The sequence below is a fragment of the Chryseobacterium salipaludis genome, assembly GCF_022968825.1.
Lineage (GTDB): Bacteria > Bacteroidota > Bacteroidia > Flavobacteriales > Weeksellaceae > Kaistella > Kaistella salipaludis.
The window spans coordinates 207,223-222,997 of the sequence record NZ_JALHKS010000004.1; the positions used below are offsets into that span (position 1 = coordinate 207,223).

Consider the following 15,775-nt stretch of genomic DNA (forward strand, 5'->3'; position numbering starts at 1 on the left):
AGGTCTTTCCTTTTTTCTTTTTTCTTTTTTCTCTCCCTACTGCTCCTCACTCCTCACTCCTCACTCCTTAGTCGATCTGCCCGGGGAAAACCGTTGGTGATTATGAAGAAAGTGCGGCTTTCCCGTGGTGGGCGGATCTTTTTATTAGATGTTAGATTTTAGAGGGTTAGAAGTTAGAGGTTAGAGGTTGGAGGTTGTTTAGTCGTTAAGTTGTTTAGTTGTTTATTTGTTTATCTGTTTATTTGTTATTAGGTGCAAGGTGCAGGGCGCGCTGTTCCCGATACATCCGCTTTTGGCGGACACTCGAACTGACGGGGTGCAGGATCTGCGGTAACCACCCCGACCCTTCCGTGACCGGAAGGCCCACCCCTCCGGTGGAGGGGAATGGTGACGTTTTTATGTGGAGGGTGTATAGTACTCATGAGGGTTGGAAATAAGAAGGTTGGAAATAAGAGGGTTAGAAGGTAGAGGGTTAGCGGTTGGAGATTGGAGGTTGTTTAGTCGTTAAGTTGTTTAGTCGTTAAGTTGTTTAGTCGTTTATTTGTTTATCTGTTTATTTGTTATTAGCTGTAGGGTGCAGGGTGCGGGTGCGGTTCCCTATAGATTTTTCCTGCGCGTTACTGCGAAAAACCACTCGAACTGACGAAAGTTTCTTGTCCGGGAGGCTGCGTACGTCACCTCGAGTGCGCGACGTGAGGAGCGTGTATCGAGAAGTGTTTGGTGAAAATGCAGTAACCACAAGCGTTCTCGATACATTTTTTCTGCGCGTTGCTGTGAAAAAACACTCGAACTGACGGGTGTGGGTGCAGGAACAAAATGAGCGATGCCGTTCACGGGTCTGCCGAGTCGCGCTGGTGCGCTCCTCGCAGTGACGGGGGTGGGTTGTCTCTCCAGAGGTGTGCTGCCGCTCAGGGGTTTGCCGCGCCGGCTTGCGCCTCCTCGCAATGACGGACTTACGCTCTGTCGAAACCGTACGATGTCATTGTAAGGTGGTCATGTGTTAGTAATTTTATCATGCCGTTGCTTTTTGTTTACCGGTGGGTGGCTGCGGGGTGAGCGCAGCCGGTACCGGCTGTTACACAGTGAAATGAAAAATGAATGTTTCCCAAAGGCATTGCTGCCGCGGCGGGTTGAGCGCCGTTACCGTCGTGCGATGTCTGTGCTTAGAATTGGGATCTTGCCGGAAATAAAAACGGCATGGAACTCTACAATATCCGAGCAGAGGCACTGGTATACCCATAACAACAGATAGAGAGAGGCCACGCCGCGGACGTGAGCCTTCTGCTTATCCTCTCGTTGTTATTTTGAAAATTACCAGTTTTCTGCTTCGAGATTCTAAGCGAATAGCTTCTAATATTTTTTGAAGTATCGCAAGATTACTTATTCGTAACTTATAGTACAAATATAAAATAAAAAACAATGGTACGCAATACCGTTCCGAAATAAAATTCTAATTGTGGTTAATTGCAGTTATGACTACGAAGAGTGAAGAATTAATTATAATCAAAATAGCGATTGCATTACGCGTGCTGCATCAAAGAAATAAAGAAGATCAAATAGGAATTACCGATAGCAAAGAACGTGTTAATAGTTATGAGAAGATTGCCCTAAATAGTGCCGGAGAAATGCGAAAAGCAACAGTCACAAGTGCATTTGATGGGAAAACAAGATCCGCTATGACTACTATTATATTGATTGTTGAAGCAATGGGATTTACGATGATTGATTTTGGGGAAACCTACAGTAATATTTCCGATAAAGAGGTGTCCGAATTTAAAGAAAAAATTATTGCTAACAAGCACGAAAAGCCCTTTTAAGTGTTAAAAATAATACAATGGCAAAATTAAATATAAAAATACAGAATAACTTAAATTACTCAAGCGACTATTTCTGTATTCATTCAATACAAAGACTGAATTCTAAATTCGACACAAGTGTCTTTACATCGAATATTCCGGTAGCGCAATTGCTGAAAAATCGAGATATCTTGCTAGTTGATGATTTAAGAGGAGATGCGAGATGGGGAATGAATAAGATCATTCAAAGAAATATTTCTACAAAAAGAGTTAATGAAATAAGAAATGAATACCTTGACTCCCACAACAGAGCTATAAAATTCTTTCCAGCAATCACAGTTGTATTATTGCCAAAAACAAATGGCGAACCCAGTAAGCAATATAATAGTTCTGAGGGATTTTTTGACAGCATTTCGGGTATTGTTGTAGAGAAAACATATGAAAGTGAAAATTTCATTTTTGACCACCCAATTGAATTAAAATGGGACAAAAATGGTATTTCCGCACTAGTTATTGATGGACAACATAGAGTAAGCGCAATAAGGAGTTTTTATGAAGCAAAAAACGAAAGTTCGTATAAGGATATTAGTATCCCCGTAACGTTTGTTATATTTAAAAACAGCCTTGATTTAGACTTAATTCAAGCAACGAGGGCTCTTTTTATTGATGTGAACAATACTCCCCGTTTGGTATCCGAAGAAAAATTAATTTTCATTGATGATCGGAATATTCACAGGAGAATTACCGCGCAAACTTTGGGGGCAAATATCCCTGGTATAGAAGAGGATGATGTTTACCAAAAAATGTTGGAAGAAGATGATTTTATGATTAATAATAATGATTTCATAAATCGTTATTTTTTAGAGGAATCAGGCAAGGACGATGAGGAAAACAGAGGGTTTCTTACAAACCACAATTCGTTATTCCCCTGGGAGTTATCAAACATAATGACAATTCACAGAAATATTTTAGGTAATATTTTACTAAAATATTTTGATGTGGATAAGATGAGAGATATTAGAAGTATTTGCTTATTGCTTAACAGCACTATCTTGGATGAAATAAATAATTCACAATCAGTTGAAGAACTAGATGAGCGTAAAATAAGTCATCTAATGGAGAGGTTGACAAATGCGGGAATAACAGATTCTGAACTAGAAATATTCACAATTCTAATTCGAATAAAGGCAAAAAATCTCGAAGAAATACAGCAAGCACAAGGAGAGTTTTTTATGGGTGCGTTAGCAAGTGATGATGAGAATCAAGACCGTACCGACTTTATTAATTTACTGGGTAATATTTATAATCAAGATTGTTCAAAAGATGCAGCTTTTGAGCTAAGCGCGGATACAATTACGAATATTCTAAATGAAAAATGTTCAATTTTCATTAAATTACTTTCAAGTGTTTATAATAGATTGTGGTTTACTTCCCAAATTAAAGATTCGATTCTCAATCATGAAATTGATGACAGAAAACTAATTTTCAATTTTATAATTAATGCACACGAATCTTTAAAAGTTGATAGTAATATCAGACGAAGAACGGATAAAGTAGAAAAACAAATTAAGGCCTTCCTTAGTGAAGCAGAGGAAGGGGTGGAAAACCGAAGGCGAGTGCTAACGGAATGGGCTGGAAATCTTGAGAACACACAAAAGAACAACTTGTTAAGAACAGTAGTTGGACAAGAAATGTTATTTCTATTTCTCAAAGAGGTAGGAGGCAAGCTGAACAATATAAACATTGATGACAGCATAAATTTCCTTAATGATTTAGGAATGAAAAAGTTTTTCAACAGTGATTACCATTTAGAATTAAAATTCTTCGACACCCCATCCTATGATGTTCCAGACTTTAATCAGTGGTCGGAAATCACCATGAAAGGAGATAGTATGAAACCAGGTCTTGCAAATGCGACAAAGGGTTCTCAACTTATTATTGTTGTGAGAAAAAACATTTTCAATAGAACTGTGGGTACTTCATACTATAGACTGTTAGATAAACTGCAAAAATCGTATGGGCAAGAGATTTTTGGCCGAATTGCGAACGGTGATTCAAATCTGATATTTCAATTATATAGTATCGCAAAAGACTATGCAGATTTAGATAATTATCTAAATAGTAAAGATATTGAAACTATTACCGAAATATTTGATTCAGGTGATCAATTAACACCCAAGGTGCATAGTGTACTAGTAAAGCTGCTGGGCGGCATAGCATTGGAGCAAGTTGTTAAACATTTTTATATTACGGAGAATGATTCTTTATAAATATCGCAATTTTAATACTGAATCAAAGGAAAGAGTTCTGCAAATCATCAACAAACAGGAGCTGTACTTTTCTAATATTGATAATTTTAATGATCCTTTTGACGGAAAAGTATTTTTACATTTTAATGGGAAATTAAATGAAATCAAAGCTGCTCAAATTCGTTCGCAGTATACAATGGCACTTAAGAAAGAAGAAAAATATGAAGGTATAACATTTGACCAAGCACATAAACTAATAGACGAGAAGTTTAGCCAAGCTTTTGTCGAAGATGAAACTGAGAAGCATGCTATTATTGAAAGAATACAGGATTTGCATGACAAAAAAGGTATACTATCTTTAAGTTCTAAAAATGATAATATTTTAATGTGGTCTCATTATACATTTAACCATCAAGGAGTCTGCTTTGGCTTCGATGCTACTCAAGACTACTTTGCTGAATCGAAAAGGGTAAGGTATCAATCTCACTATGATGATATTTGGGGTTGGCTGCATACTGATGAGGAGATTGTTGATAGAATTCTTTTTGCTAAGGCAGCTGATTGGAGGTATGAGGATGAGTATAGGATCGTTACTGATGAACCATGCGTCCGGAAATTTTCTCAAGATACGTTAAAGGAAATTATTTTTGGTTCACGAATGTCAAAAGATGATAAAGATGAAATTATTAAAGAATGTCAAGCTGTTGGCTTGAGCCCGTCTTATAGACAAGCAGTTTTGGATATAGAAAGATATAAAATCAATATAGAAGATTATGTATAAATGTCAGTTAGATTAAATTGGTGAAAAATTAAACCTAAATTATATTGAATTTTTATTGTAGAAAGTTTTTCCCATTCTTAAAAAATGATCCGATAATTCTTCATTGGAAATTTTCCTGTTGATATTCAGATCAAAGACATAGGGGTAACATTAAATCATCAAGGCTTAATTCAATTCTAAATAACACTTTCTGCGATAAGTCATTACCTATCAACGAAAGATCAATGTCCGAGTAGGGCTTAAAATTCCCTTTAGCACGCGAGCCATAAATAACCACCTCATGCACCTGAGGGAACTTTTCAAATACACCTTTTATCATCTTAATTTCACTGGGGGCTAATCCAAACATTTTCTTATTCAAAAAGATTTCCCTGCTCTCCACTTCTTAAGCTTTCCATTTTATACTCAAATTTAACGAACTCCTCTTTATATTGAAACAAAATATATTTTGTGATTTCATTTGCCGTATCTTCATTATAAGTATGTGAAGTGCTGTTCCTGCTTTTCATCATTTCCATCCAAACATGTGCTTTTGATATGAGAGCCACCTGCGCCGCATACAACACTGCATCACGACTGCCTTTAATTTCAGTATTGCCCTGAAACTCGGCATAGTCTTTCATTACTTTCCAAGCTAACTCATGCGTAAATTCAAAGCTTTGTATTAAACCTTGTTTTATGATGTCTGGCGTTGCTAAAAGGATATCCAAGACAATGTCTTCGTCATCCTCCCATTCTGTATCCTCCCCAGAAACTACAAATGCAATATTATTTAATAGTCTCTTTAAAGCCTTTCTGTAATTACCAAATCTTTGTTCCCAACGTATATCTTTCATTTGAATGAATTAGGTTGTATTATAGTTTATGGATCATTTACTTGTCGCTATTCTCTCTGTAAGATCAAATCTAGAGCATTTGAATAAATAGGCAACTCAATTCTTTCCACACCAAATTCTTTACTCATCATTAAATCCACTATTCCACTCCCATCAATCAAAACAATTGGTACAGCACCTGGCTGTAAGGAAATATCCTTTGCTTCAGTAGAAAATTGAGAAGTTGTGAAAAAAATCCCCTGTTGATATTTGCCTTGAATATCACCTCTGAACTGACTTACTTTAGGTCGGCCAACTGTTTGGAGCCACTTTTTACATTCAAAAGCGACCGGCATGGTGGCAATACCTATTTTTAGTTCGCCATATCCATCAATACCACCATCCTTCGTTTTGCGAGTTACTTTGACATTTTTAAAACCTTACACTACCAATAATTGTCTGCAAAATTCTTCAAAATCTTCGGGTTCAATATTCGAAAGTTGGTTCAAAATTGACTTTTTAAAAATGGAGTTATATTTCTTTTGTAATTCAATTATTTCCTTATACGGCAAATTTTCTTTCGATAAGATCTTGGTTTTCTGCACATTCACGGCCGCCCTATCCTTAAACCAGAAAGTACCATCCGCCATGAAAGTAAAATGTCTTTCTTTCCTTGATGAAGGAAAATTTATGTTATCACTATGTCTTCTTAATAAAGTGCGTACGATATGCTCAGGATTATCCGATCTAAAATTATAAAGTTGATTTTCGACAATTCGCAAGTAAATATCCTTAACTCCTAGGGGTTTACCGGCATCATTCAGAACTGAAAAAACAGCATCTTTTATTGTCATCAATTTCTATTTTAGACAAGGTAATAAAAATTTTGCGATAATATAAATTTAGATTTCACTGATTTTACCTGCAACCAGCTCTACTAAGAAGTCAAAGCCGTCAATATTGGGAGCTTTTAAAATTTCTTTGTTGATTAATTGCAAACCATCATCAACATGCAACTTGATATATTTCGACAGATCCCTGTGCGTTTTATAAATATTATAATGAACGCAGATTAGGCCTAAATAAATATCATCATATTCACCAAAAAGCACTGTGCGGGAATATTCTTTTCCCCTTGAGTCCTGCAGATCTTTTAAATGGAGTTTTCTGTTTTGTGAAAGAGAATAGGTATATGCCATACGCGCAATGAGATTTTCAGCGCCCAAATTCAGCTTTCTGGTAAGCTGTGCTACCACATCCCTATTTTCTTCGCTGGTTTTAATAGTCTTAAACATAGCTGTTCTGATTGACGTTAAATTCGAAGAGTTGATCTGCATTTAGAGGCTTAAATAATGAAGAGCCTGCCATGTTTTCGATCACGAAGACTTTGTTAACAAAGGGTTTTAAAGAGTTGTATTCTGCTTCCGACAGTTCCTTTTCTAGCAACGGAAACAAAACTACCTGATCTGACACAAGCGGGTAGAACTGCTCAATAATATTTTGAGAGTGATGTTTATCAAATTTCTGCAATGGACTGTCTATAAAAATGGGAAAATTTATACCTGATTCATCAACCAAGGCTTTAAGTAAAGCCGTTGCATATAACTGTTGTTCTCCTTTGGACAGAGAGTCTTTATCAATAATCCGATCATTAGCGTCTAACAAATCGATATCCATCACGTCTTCATATACGTTAACTCTTACATTTTGCACGAAGTTATTTTTATGCATAATCTTTTTGAGTCCTAAAAGAATGGCCTTTTGAAGCGAGTGCTTTTTCTCCTCTTTTATTCTATAGGAAATAAGATTGATTTTTTCCAAAATCTTATTCGTTACTTTGCTTTTAGCTATATCTGCTTCTATGAATTTAAATTTCTTCTCGAATTCCGAGATAACCTTGCGTTTTGCAGCCATGTCGTTCTCAAGTCTGCCTAACTCCTCTATTATGCTACCCCTCTCCTCAGATAGCCGAAGAATATCCGCATCTATCTTTGCTTTTTCATCTCGTAGTTTTTCAGAAACTGCATTGGTCTTTCGGGCTTCTGCTTGTTTTATTTTATAGTAGACTCTTGATCCTGCCAGACGATTGTTTTTTTCCTCTCTGACAATACTCTGAAATTTTATGTTGAAGCCATTCTTAAGATCGTCGATTATTTTCTTAACTGTACGGGTTTGTTCTGGGCTGTAATCCAGCAAGACTTCGGTATTTTGATTGTTTTTGATTGTGTAATCTTCCAGAGTCTGTTGAAACACAGTGATTATTTGCGCACCCATTTGTGTAGGAATCTCTAATGTTTCTAATCTTTCAAGAATAGATGTTTTTAAAGTAGCTACAGATGAAATATTGATATTAAAATGAGTATCCGAAAAACTTTCTTTTTCCAATTGAGTATTTAATTCTAACAGTTTAGAACCTGCCATAACTAAAGGAACCAGATCAATCATTCTTTTCAGCCGATCTCTGATCTCTATTGAACTCTCCTTTAGCAAGTTTTGCTCCATCCGAAGTTCAGCTAATTCTTCAGAAGTTATACCGCTTCCCTCACGAATAAGCTTTTCTTGATAATCCGCACTTTGAACAGTTAATTCCGAAATCTGAATATCTATTCTGTCTAATTTATTCCTACTAATTTCAATGAGATGCCCCAGTTGGGCTGCTTCGTCAATCAACTGCTGCAGCTTTTCTTTCTGATGTGGCTTTGCGCCATTTCTGCGAAGCTTAATAAGTAACGTTTCGAGATTTTTTTTAAGGTCTTCGTATTTCTTTATTCCCAAAACCTCGGCGTAAGCGCTACTTAAATTCTTAAGTTCAGATTTCGATTTTGCTTCGGCAAGTGTTACAATTTTTTCGGCATCAAAGAAAAAGAACTTAGCAATTTCTCTAGGTAAAATGAAGTCATTAATAAACAGCTCTGACCCTACTTCCTTTGTTAACTCATTTTCCAGCCCATCTATATAGATTTCCAGATGCTCATGCTGTTTGTATATACTGAAACTCCTTCTAATCAGCACGCGTTCACACGGCATTGAGGGGATCGCTACACCAGTTAACTCCAACTCAACTGACATCGCTGGTTCGATCAACTCCCCCGCCTCAAAATCGTCTTTTATAGCACGATTAAGCAAGGTTATAAGATACTTATCATATCCTCCCGCATTTTTAATATCTTTCTTGTATTTCTCTTCAACCTCAAGCATCATCTTTCCATACAAACACCATATCATAGCTGTTAAGAAAGTGGTTTTTCCGAAACCATTCTTTCCTGCAATAATGTTAATATTTTTTGATGACGGTACTGTGTCAAAAATGATTTCATTGACACCTTTGTACACTCTAAAATTCTCGAATGTTATCTTGCTAATTTTCATCCTATAAGTTGGTTCCCGTGGCAAATTTTTCAATTCTCCTCTCAATGTCGTTATGTAGCCCATACTTAGATATGAGCAAAGTTTTCGTTTCCTGAAGAGAAATCAAATTGTCAATCAGATTGTAGTATTCAACATCGTCCTGGCATACCTCTCTTATAATCCTTTTTTCGGTATAATCTAAAGTTTTAATGTTGTTTGTACTTATGTCCTTATTATATATAGCTTTGTATACTTCGCCTACAGTATGATCAAAATATCCGTCTCTGTTCCATAATACCTGAATAGCAATAAGCTCTTGGTTATTAATAAGATTAACATCCGGGCGTTCTTGCTGTACTTGTTTTTGAACAGTAAGCAGGTCTTTAAGTATCTGATATCTATAGTTAATGTTATAGGTCCCGTTATTCTCATCATCTTTATTTTTGGCCAATTGCCCGTTTCTCCTGCGGTCCATTCTATTTTCGGGAAGATTTCTATTTTCAACCAGTTTGTTTCTAAAATCCATTAAAGGCTGCATCCAGTTTCTGCCATTATTAACAAGAGCGGTCATAGACTTGTCGTTTTTTACGACAGTACATGTCCAACATCCAAATCTGCTCTGGCCACAAGAAGTATGTTTTTTATCGGTGATCACTGTTGGACATTCATAATCATCAGCGCTGGCATCAGCATATATCTGAAATAAAATATTATTATCATATCCCCAAGGCGACGCGACAGTATTGATTACATACCATACTTCCTCAACCATTAGTTCTTTGATTGGCGCATAAGTATACGTATTAGCTGAGGTCTTATGCTTTGACAGCCTTCTGCCTGCGACTTCATGTCGTCTAATAGAACGTTCTCTGGTAAGGCTTTCGTCATATCGAGTGCCGAGTAACACGATTGCTTCACCCATTTCATCAATTTGCTCCAGAAGAAAGTTAGATGTGGGCCTAATTTTGAGCTTATCTGTACACCATCTAAAGGAATTATTTGGAACCGGATATCCTTTACCAATTACATTGGTCCAAAAAGTTTCTTCCAGTTGCGGAGTTGTTCTTTTTACAAAGATGGGAAGGTCCTGATTCCTAGCTTCTTCATCAATCTTTTTCAAGACCTCCTGTACGTAATCAGCAAGAACAGGATTTTCAACCATTGTGTCATTACAAACTACATACACTTTTCTCTTCAACTGGAAAGGAAAAGGCAATTCCTCCCGGATCCGTTGGAGCGCGATCCAAACCAGGGTCAATAGTACAGTAGAGTCCTTGCCTCCGCTAAATCCAATAATCCAAGGCCGCTCTGACCTGTCTGCATATGTATACTGATCAATGATTTCATCAATTACACCCTCAATTTTTCTGCTTTTAATCTTCACCATGGATACTTACAATTTAAGGTTTAATTTCAACAGTCAAAATTACTAATAATTAGTTCAAAAATCACAAGACTATAGTAACAATCTAAAACATTGATAATAAACAAATTACCCCAGTCTTAGCCACCTATATTTTAAACTCAACAGTTTAACCGCGTCATATAGACCTGTGCACTTCATTTCACAACAGATAATCAAGAATTATTTTTATAAGATCTTCTAGGATTACTCGAGGATAAGAAAACATGCGCTCAAATAAATACAGTATCTTACATTTGCATCGTTCACAGAATTATGCTTATGTTATTAAATATAGCACTATGAAAACCGGTCAACGCCTCTGGACCCGCAACGAATTGATTCTTGTAATGAACCTGTATTGCAAGTTGCCGTTCGGAAAAATGCACCGCAGCAATCCGGAGGTTGTACATCTTGGGGAATTGCTCGAACGTACGCCCGGCTCGGTGGCGTTTAAGCTGGTCAATCTGGCCAGCCTTGACCCTGCCCTCAGAGCGAGAGGAATCAGAGGGGCTTCCAACGCCAGCAAGTTGGACGCGGAAGTGTGGAACGAGTTTTATGAACACTGGGATATTCTGCCCTATGAAAGCGAACAGTTGCTGGCCAGTTTTGAAGGCAAGCCCATAGAAGAAATGAGCGATATCACGGAACAAATGCTCCCACGCGAAGGCAAAGAACGCGAACAAACTGTGAAAGCCCGCGTAAATCAAACATTTTTCCGCCGTGCGGTGATGTCAGCGTACAATTACACTTGTTGTATTACAGGCATCACCTACCCGCAGATGCTTATCGCAGGACACATAATACCATGGGCGCTGGACGAAAAGAACCGGCTGAACCCAGAGAATGGCATTGCGATCAACGCGCTTCACGACAAAGCTTTTGAAGCGGGCCTAATCACCATCACTCCTGAATATAAAGTGAAAGTATCCGGCGAGATCCTGGAAGACCGCAGCCAACACGCTACTGATTACTTTAAAAAATATCACGACAAGCCCATCATACTGCCGCAAAAGTTCCTGCCGGATCTTGAATTCCTAAGGTACCATTATGAAGAAAGATTTATCCCGTAACATTAAACTCTGCTACCTGTTCCGCGACGCCGGAAATTATAAAACGTTCGGTTTTGTCATCCTGAGAAATCCCAGCGGTAAAAGTCTGGAGGGGATTGATGGCGACCTGCGCCGAATCCTGATTGACGATGCGTATTTTTATGCGGAGCAGGTGCAGCTGCCGGTTTTGGATGACAGCGAAGAAAGGATGTGGCATGAGTATTAACAAATGGAAAGTAGTGATAAGTACAGACTCAAAGTGAGGACAGCTTGTGCAGCTGGAGTGTAATCCATACCAAAGTGAGTAAAACTGTTGAATCTTTACCTCAACTGAAACCGATTACCCAGGAGCGTTGCGACCCGTCTTCTTAACTATAAAGATCAATAATATCATCATCACTCCTTTATATTTTTTTTTCTTTTAATCTGCTGCATTTTAAAGATTACAACATTTTACTTGACGTTGCAAATTTACTTATTTAAATTTCTGTATAATAAAAAGTTTGCTTCCTTAAATTTTTCATTATAAATAGGTGCAGGTCCAAGAGGTTTAAGCGATGATTAAGAGTTATACACCGAATTAAGAATCCGATCTCACCAAAAAAAAAATAACTCTACTTTTTCTTCGGAGGTTTAGCTTTTGACTTATTCTTTTTATCAACTTCTTTTACAGTCGTTTTGGGATGCTTTTTAGCGTATTCCTCAGAAACATATTTTCCTGTTTCTGCATCTCTATTTGGTGCCATATTGCGGTGCTTTAGTATTGCTAAAATACAAATTAAATAAATACATATTAACGTTCAAATAATTTCCACAACAAATGTTTGAATTGGGCTCTAATTATTCTAATCACAAAGGTTTTTTTATAAAAATTATGGGCGAAGTTGTCTTCAAATTTCAATATCTCATTTAATTCTTAATCTTACCCACCCTCAAATTCGCTGATTCCTGCCCAAAAAATATTGCATCTCTTTCGCCAATTGCCAATTGCCGGACATGGGTGTTGTACCTGCGAATAAATCGAACTTATGTGGACCATCAAACACGTAGGTTCGTGTGAAACCATCTGTTTCTGTTTTTGATTCTGTCACAACTGGTTAACATACTCCTAGCTGCGCTAACTGTTCTAACTTGAGCCCAGCTGCGCAAACTTTTAAAACATAGAGGAGAATTTCTGAGCCTTTGCCTGTTCTATTTTCTCTACCACTTGAGGAAGGTCTGAAGTATTGATTATCTGATACGGTACGTCGTAATTGGCATTTTCGGTCAACAGATCATAAAGATCGTGATGCGTATGCTTCTCACCAGCATAGGGATCAACGACCAGATAATGCTTATTTTTATTTGAGTCGATGCCTCGCTCGTCTGCAAAACTGTCCAGTCGCAAGGTAAGGTTCTCCAGTTCTGAAATATCTCTGCGTAAACTGTCAATGGCTTTATCGGAATTGATATCCACCGACTTGACAGAGTATATGACTCCGTTTACCCCGATACCATCCAAGGTATAATCAAAAAACAATTTGGGAAGCGTTCCTTTCCTGACCCTGTAATTGGTATCAATAATATCTTTTAACGGACTGATGAATTTCGAATAAACTTTGTTTACAAAACTCTTATCTTCTTTGTTTTCCTGTCTGGACTTGGCCGCGATATCGATAAATCTTTCAAAAAAACGTGCAAAAGACTGCTCATCAAAATCCATATCGATTGCTGCAGGATGATCAAACTTCAGGAAATTATTAGAATACACTGAAATATTCTTCAGGAACTCTAAGTTATAATGATGTTCATTCTCAAAAAGAGATTTTGCATTTTTCAAATCCTGCTCTATTCCGAAGCTGATATTTTCAATGGCGTACTCTAATAGTCTGGAATTGTTATTATTCAGTTTTGAAGTCAGGGCAATTTTTTCCTTGGAAAATTTATACATGAGCCGATGGCCGGAAATCATAATGATCCCAATCGCTAAATTTTCATTAGTAACTGAGTTATTTACATATCGAACGATGCTGTAAAAAGATTTCATTTCCGGTAATTTATATATATTTTTGAAAGCCTGGCATTTCTTACCTTATCGGCCAAAACCTCCCTAACTTTTTCCTTTCCGGCCTTGCTTAATCCGAATTCCGCCGGAATCTGTTTAAAAATATCATCTAACAATGATAGCGATTGGTCCATTGCCGCTACTATTGACTGATCTAAGTTAAATATTTCAGTTGGGTCTGCAAAATTACAAAGTGCTTATCATCCGGAGGATAATTGCTTACCGAAAATTACTATTGTTAATGTCTTAGAACTCTAAAAAATTAAAATAGCCTCGCTTATTCTTTTGAGACTTCTTCCAGTATGTATCGCTATTTATTAATCGCCTGTTTTATTAAGCTCATGATGTACTCCAGATTTTCTGTATCTTTTACCAACAATTCATAATCGCCATTACCCCAATGGCCGACTGATGAAACATCTCTTGCCAGCTCTTTCGCATCATCCAGTTTTCCTTTTCTCAGGTTAATCCAAATCTTAAGGGCTGTCTTCTGCAGGCAAATGTCCGCGAAAACCCGACCTTTTGCAGTGAAACCGATTTCGTTTTTCTTTGCTCTGATCTCCAGGTCGGGAGCGAGATGCAGAATTCCCTCTTTAAAGGTTTCATAAAGCTCCACGATGTGGTCAGATTTTCCTTTCAAGAGGTCTTCTTCCTGGTACACTTTAGTTTGGCGTACCACATTTGCTATTTCAGCTGATTCATTTTTCTGAACCTGCTTTATACTCGGTGCAAAACCTGATTTTTTAACTGGGTTAATGACGACAATTCCTCCTTCATAGTTTTTAATTTCCCACAGTTCAATTGCGAGATCTTTAAAATTAGAGGATTGTTTCTGGAAGCTATTAAATGCCGGCGAGACAAAAAGCACGCGGCTTTGGGTCCAATCAAAGTCCTGCCGCTTGAGCGCCTTATTCTGGGTTTCATTATATTCGACAATGAATTCTGCTTTATGCTCCAGCATGAGATTAAGATAAGAAACGCCTTGGTCAACCACACTGTAGTTTTGCCCGCGCTTATACTCTATAATCACAAAAGCACCAATTTCAGGATCAAAAGCCAGCGTGTCAATCCGGTTATTCCGAATGGTGAATTCAGATTTAACAAGTTGTAATCCACTGATGTAATGCAGATTGTGTTCAAATAGAGTCTGTATTTCTTTTTCGAGCTTAAAAGGTTTTTCCCGTAGCTCAGACAATATGCTTTTCCCGTTCCTGAATAACCGCATAGAATTTGTGTTTCTCAAATGTAGCAATTATAATCTTTCCTTCACAAAGGCTGAGACAGTTAACCTATGCACATTAAGTATCCGTGCGATGGCGCTATATGAAACTTTCTTATCGAGCAGTTCCTGAATTTTCTTTTCCTGGCCGGTCAGTTTGGTTTTAGCGGACTTACTGCCTTTGGGCCGTCCTAAAATGACACCTTCTGCTTTCTTGCGCGCCAGTGCCTCCCTTGTCCGCTGAGAGATGAGGTTCCGTTCGATCTCTGCTGAAAGACCAAAAGCAAAGGCGAGCACTTTTGAGCTGATGTCACTGCCCAGCCGGTAATTATCTTTGATGGTCCATACCTGGATATCGCGGTTCATACATTCATTGAGCACGCCCATAATCATGAGGAGGTTTCGGCCCAGGCGCGAAAGTTCTGAGCAAATCAGTACATCTTCCTTTTTCATTTTTTTCAGGAGTTTACCCAGTTTCCTGTCTTCCACATTTTTTGCGCCGGAGATGGTTTCTTCAATCCATTTGTCAACAATAATTTCCTGCCGTTGGCAAAATTGATTGATTTCGTATCGCTGATTTTCTACTGTTTGTTTGTCGGTACTTACACGGATGTAGCCGTAGATCATAATTGCTTATTTTAAAGGGGTTAGATCTGATTAAAATAAACCAAAAATGCCGCATAGAAAACATAGCTTATTTTTCTACAAGGTAAACCAGCGTTTTTGTTAGACAGCATAGCTCTGTTATGACATTTAGCGACTCAAATTCCTGGGTGATTTTGTCGGAAATCGAGAAGAGCATAAAGGAAAAGATTGAACGTGTCGGCACTCCGCTGAAAGACTGGGACATTTCCATTAATTACGGTATTAAAACAGGATTCAATGATGCTTTCATTATAACCGGTGAGAAGCGAAACGAACTTATTGAGCAAGATGCTAAAAGTGCCGAGATTATTCGACCGATTCTTAGAGGCCGTGACATAAAGCGATATACGTTTGAGTTCGCAGATTTATATATCATCACAACTTTTCCGAGTTTAAAAATTGATATTGATAAGTATCCCGCTGT

General features: G+C 37.7%; 15 protein-coding genes and 2 pseudogenes. 6 read left to right on the top strand and 11 right to left on the bottom strand.

Annotation, left to right across the window (positions count from 1 at the left end; all coding sequences use genetic code 11):
* Positions 1-1,472 precede the first annotated feature (1,472 nt).
* From MVI27_RS08720 to MVI27_RS08730, 3 genes are read left to right on the top strand one after another with little or no spacing between them, the layout of a single operon-like run.
* Entirely contained in the window at positions 1,473-1,817 is a 345-nt protein-coding gene (locus tag MVI27_RS08720) for a hypothetical protein (RefSeq protein ID WP_246960876.1), read from the top strand.
* Between the two features lie 17 nt (positions 1,818-1,834).
* Positions 1,835-4,066: a DNA sulfur modification protein DndB gene (locus tag MVI27_RS08725; RefSeq protein ID WP_246960878.1), complete on the top strand. Its 2,232-nt coding sequence runs from the start codon at positions 1,835-1,837 to the stop codon at positions 4,064-4,066.
* Positions 4,053-4,826: a DUF2971 domain-containing protein gene (locus tag MVI27_RS08730; protein ID WP_246960880.1), complete on the top strand. Its 774-nt coding sequence runs from the start codon at positions 4,053-4,055 to the stop codon at positions 4,824-4,826. Before MVI27_RS08725 ends, MVI27_RS08730 begins: the two co-directional genes overlap by 14 nt.
* 130 nt (positions 4,827-4,956) lie before the next feature.
* Here MVI27_RS08730 and MVI27_RS08735 read toward each other — a convergent pair whose 3' ends face one another.
* The 7 genes and pseudogenes from MVI27_RS08735 to dndC form a co-directional block, all read right to left on the bottom strand.
* Complete coding sequence (locus MVI27_RS08735; RefSeq protein ID WP_343217662.1) at positions 4,957-5,175, bottom strand: nucleotidyltransferase domain-containing protein; 219 nt, start codon at positions 5,173-5,175, stop codon at positions 4,957-4,959.
* Between the two features lie 4 nt (positions 5,176-5,179).
* Positions 5,180-5,662 carry a nucleotidyltransferase substrate binding protein gene (locus tag MVI27_RS08740; protein ID WP_246960882.1) on the bottom strand — a complete coding sequence of 161 codons (483 nt, stop codon included), beginning with the start codon at positions 5,660-5,662 and terminating at the stop codon, positions 5,180-5,182.
* Positions 5,663-5,709: 47 nt separating this feature from the next.
* Positions 5,710-6,069: pseudogene (locus tag MVI27_RS08745) on the bottom strand (restriction endonuclease); the annotation flags it as partial.
* A 12-nt stretch (positions 6,070-6,081) separates the two neighbouring features.
* Positions 6,082-6,495, bottom strand: a complete 414-nt coding sequence (locus MVI27_RS08750; RefSeq protein WP_246960886.1) for an HTH domain-containing protein — start codon at positions 6,493-6,495, stop codon at positions 6,082-6,084.
* A 48-nt stretch (positions 6,496-6,543) separates the two neighbouring features.
* Positions 6,544-6,936, bottom strand: coding sequence for a DndE family protein (locus MVI27_RS08755; protein ID WP_246960889.1), 393 nt, complete (start codon positions 6,934-6,936; stop codon positions 6,544-6,546).
* A complete protein-coding gene (dndD, locus tag MVI27_RS08760) occupies positions 6,929-9,010 on the bottom strand; it encodes a DNA sulfur modification protein DndD (protein WP_246960892.1) in 2,082 nt (693 codons plus the stop codon). The genes MVI27_RS08755 and dndD overlap by 8 nt, the downstream gene beginning before the upstream one ends.
* Position 9,011: 1 nt before the next feature.
* Entirely contained in the window at positions 9,012-10,376 is a 1,365-nt protein-coding gene (gene dndC / locus MVI27_RS08765) for a DNA phosphorothioation system sulfurtransferase DndC (protein ID WP_246960895.1), read from the bottom strand.
* A 317-nt stretch (positions 10,377-10,693) separates the two neighbouring features.
* Between dndC and MVI27_RS08770 the strand changes: the two genes are divergently transcribed.
* The gene (locus tag MVI27_RS08770) at positions 10,694-11,464 is read left to right on the top strand and encodes an HNH endonuclease (RefSeq protein WP_246960897.1); all 771 of its coding nucleotides are present in this window, start codon (positions 10,694-10,696) and stop codon (positions 11,462-11,464) included.
* On the top strand, positions 11,442-11,669 hold the full coding sequence (locus MVI27_RS08775) for a hypothetical protein (RefSeq protein WP_246960900.1): 228 nt from the start codon (positions 11,442-11,444) through the stop codon (positions 11,667-11,669). Before MVI27_RS08770 ends, MVI27_RS08775 begins: the two co-directional genes overlap by 23 nt.
* Positions 11,670-12,057: 388 nt before the next feature.
* Here the strand turns inward: MVI27_RS08775 and MVI27_RS11865 are convergent, their stop codons facing one another.
* The 4 genes from MVI27_RS11865 to MVI27_RS08790 form a co-directional block, all read right to left on the bottom strand.
* Positions 12,058-12,189 carry a hypothetical protein gene (locus tag MVI27_RS11865; RefSeq protein WP_266213264.1) on the bottom strand — a complete coding sequence of 44 codons (132 nt, stop codon included), beginning with the start codon at positions 12,187-12,189 and terminating at the stop codon, positions 12,058-12,060.
* A gap of 407 nt (positions 12,190-12,596) precedes the next feature.
* Positions 12,597-13,469, bottom strand: a complete 873-nt coding sequence (locus tag MVI27_RS08780; RefSeq protein WP_246960902.1) for a hypothetical protein — start codon at positions 13,467-13,469, stop codon at positions 12,597-12,599.
* Positions 13,470-13,797: 328 nt separating this feature from the next.
* Positions 13,798-14,712 carry a DUF5655 domain-containing protein gene (locus MVI27_RS08785; protein ID WP_246960905.1) on the bottom strand — a complete coding sequence of 305 codons (915 nt, stop codon included), beginning with the start codon at positions 14,710-14,712 and terminating at the stop codon, positions 13,798-13,800.
* A 27-nt stretch (positions 14,713-14,739) separates the two neighbouring features.
* Positions 14,740-15,333 (bottom strand): master DNA invertase Mpi family serine-type recombinase, encoded by a 594-nt coding sequence (locus tag MVI27_RS08790; protein ID WP_246960908.1) that lies wholly within the window; start codon positions 15,331-15,333, stop codon positions 14,740-14,742.
* A gap of 119 nt (positions 15,334-15,452) precedes the next feature.
* Here MVI27_RS08790 and MVI27_RS08795 point away from each other — a divergent pair.
* Positions 15,453-15,775 (top strand): annotated as a pseudogene (locus tag MVI27_RS08795) (hypothetical protein); the annotation flags it as partial.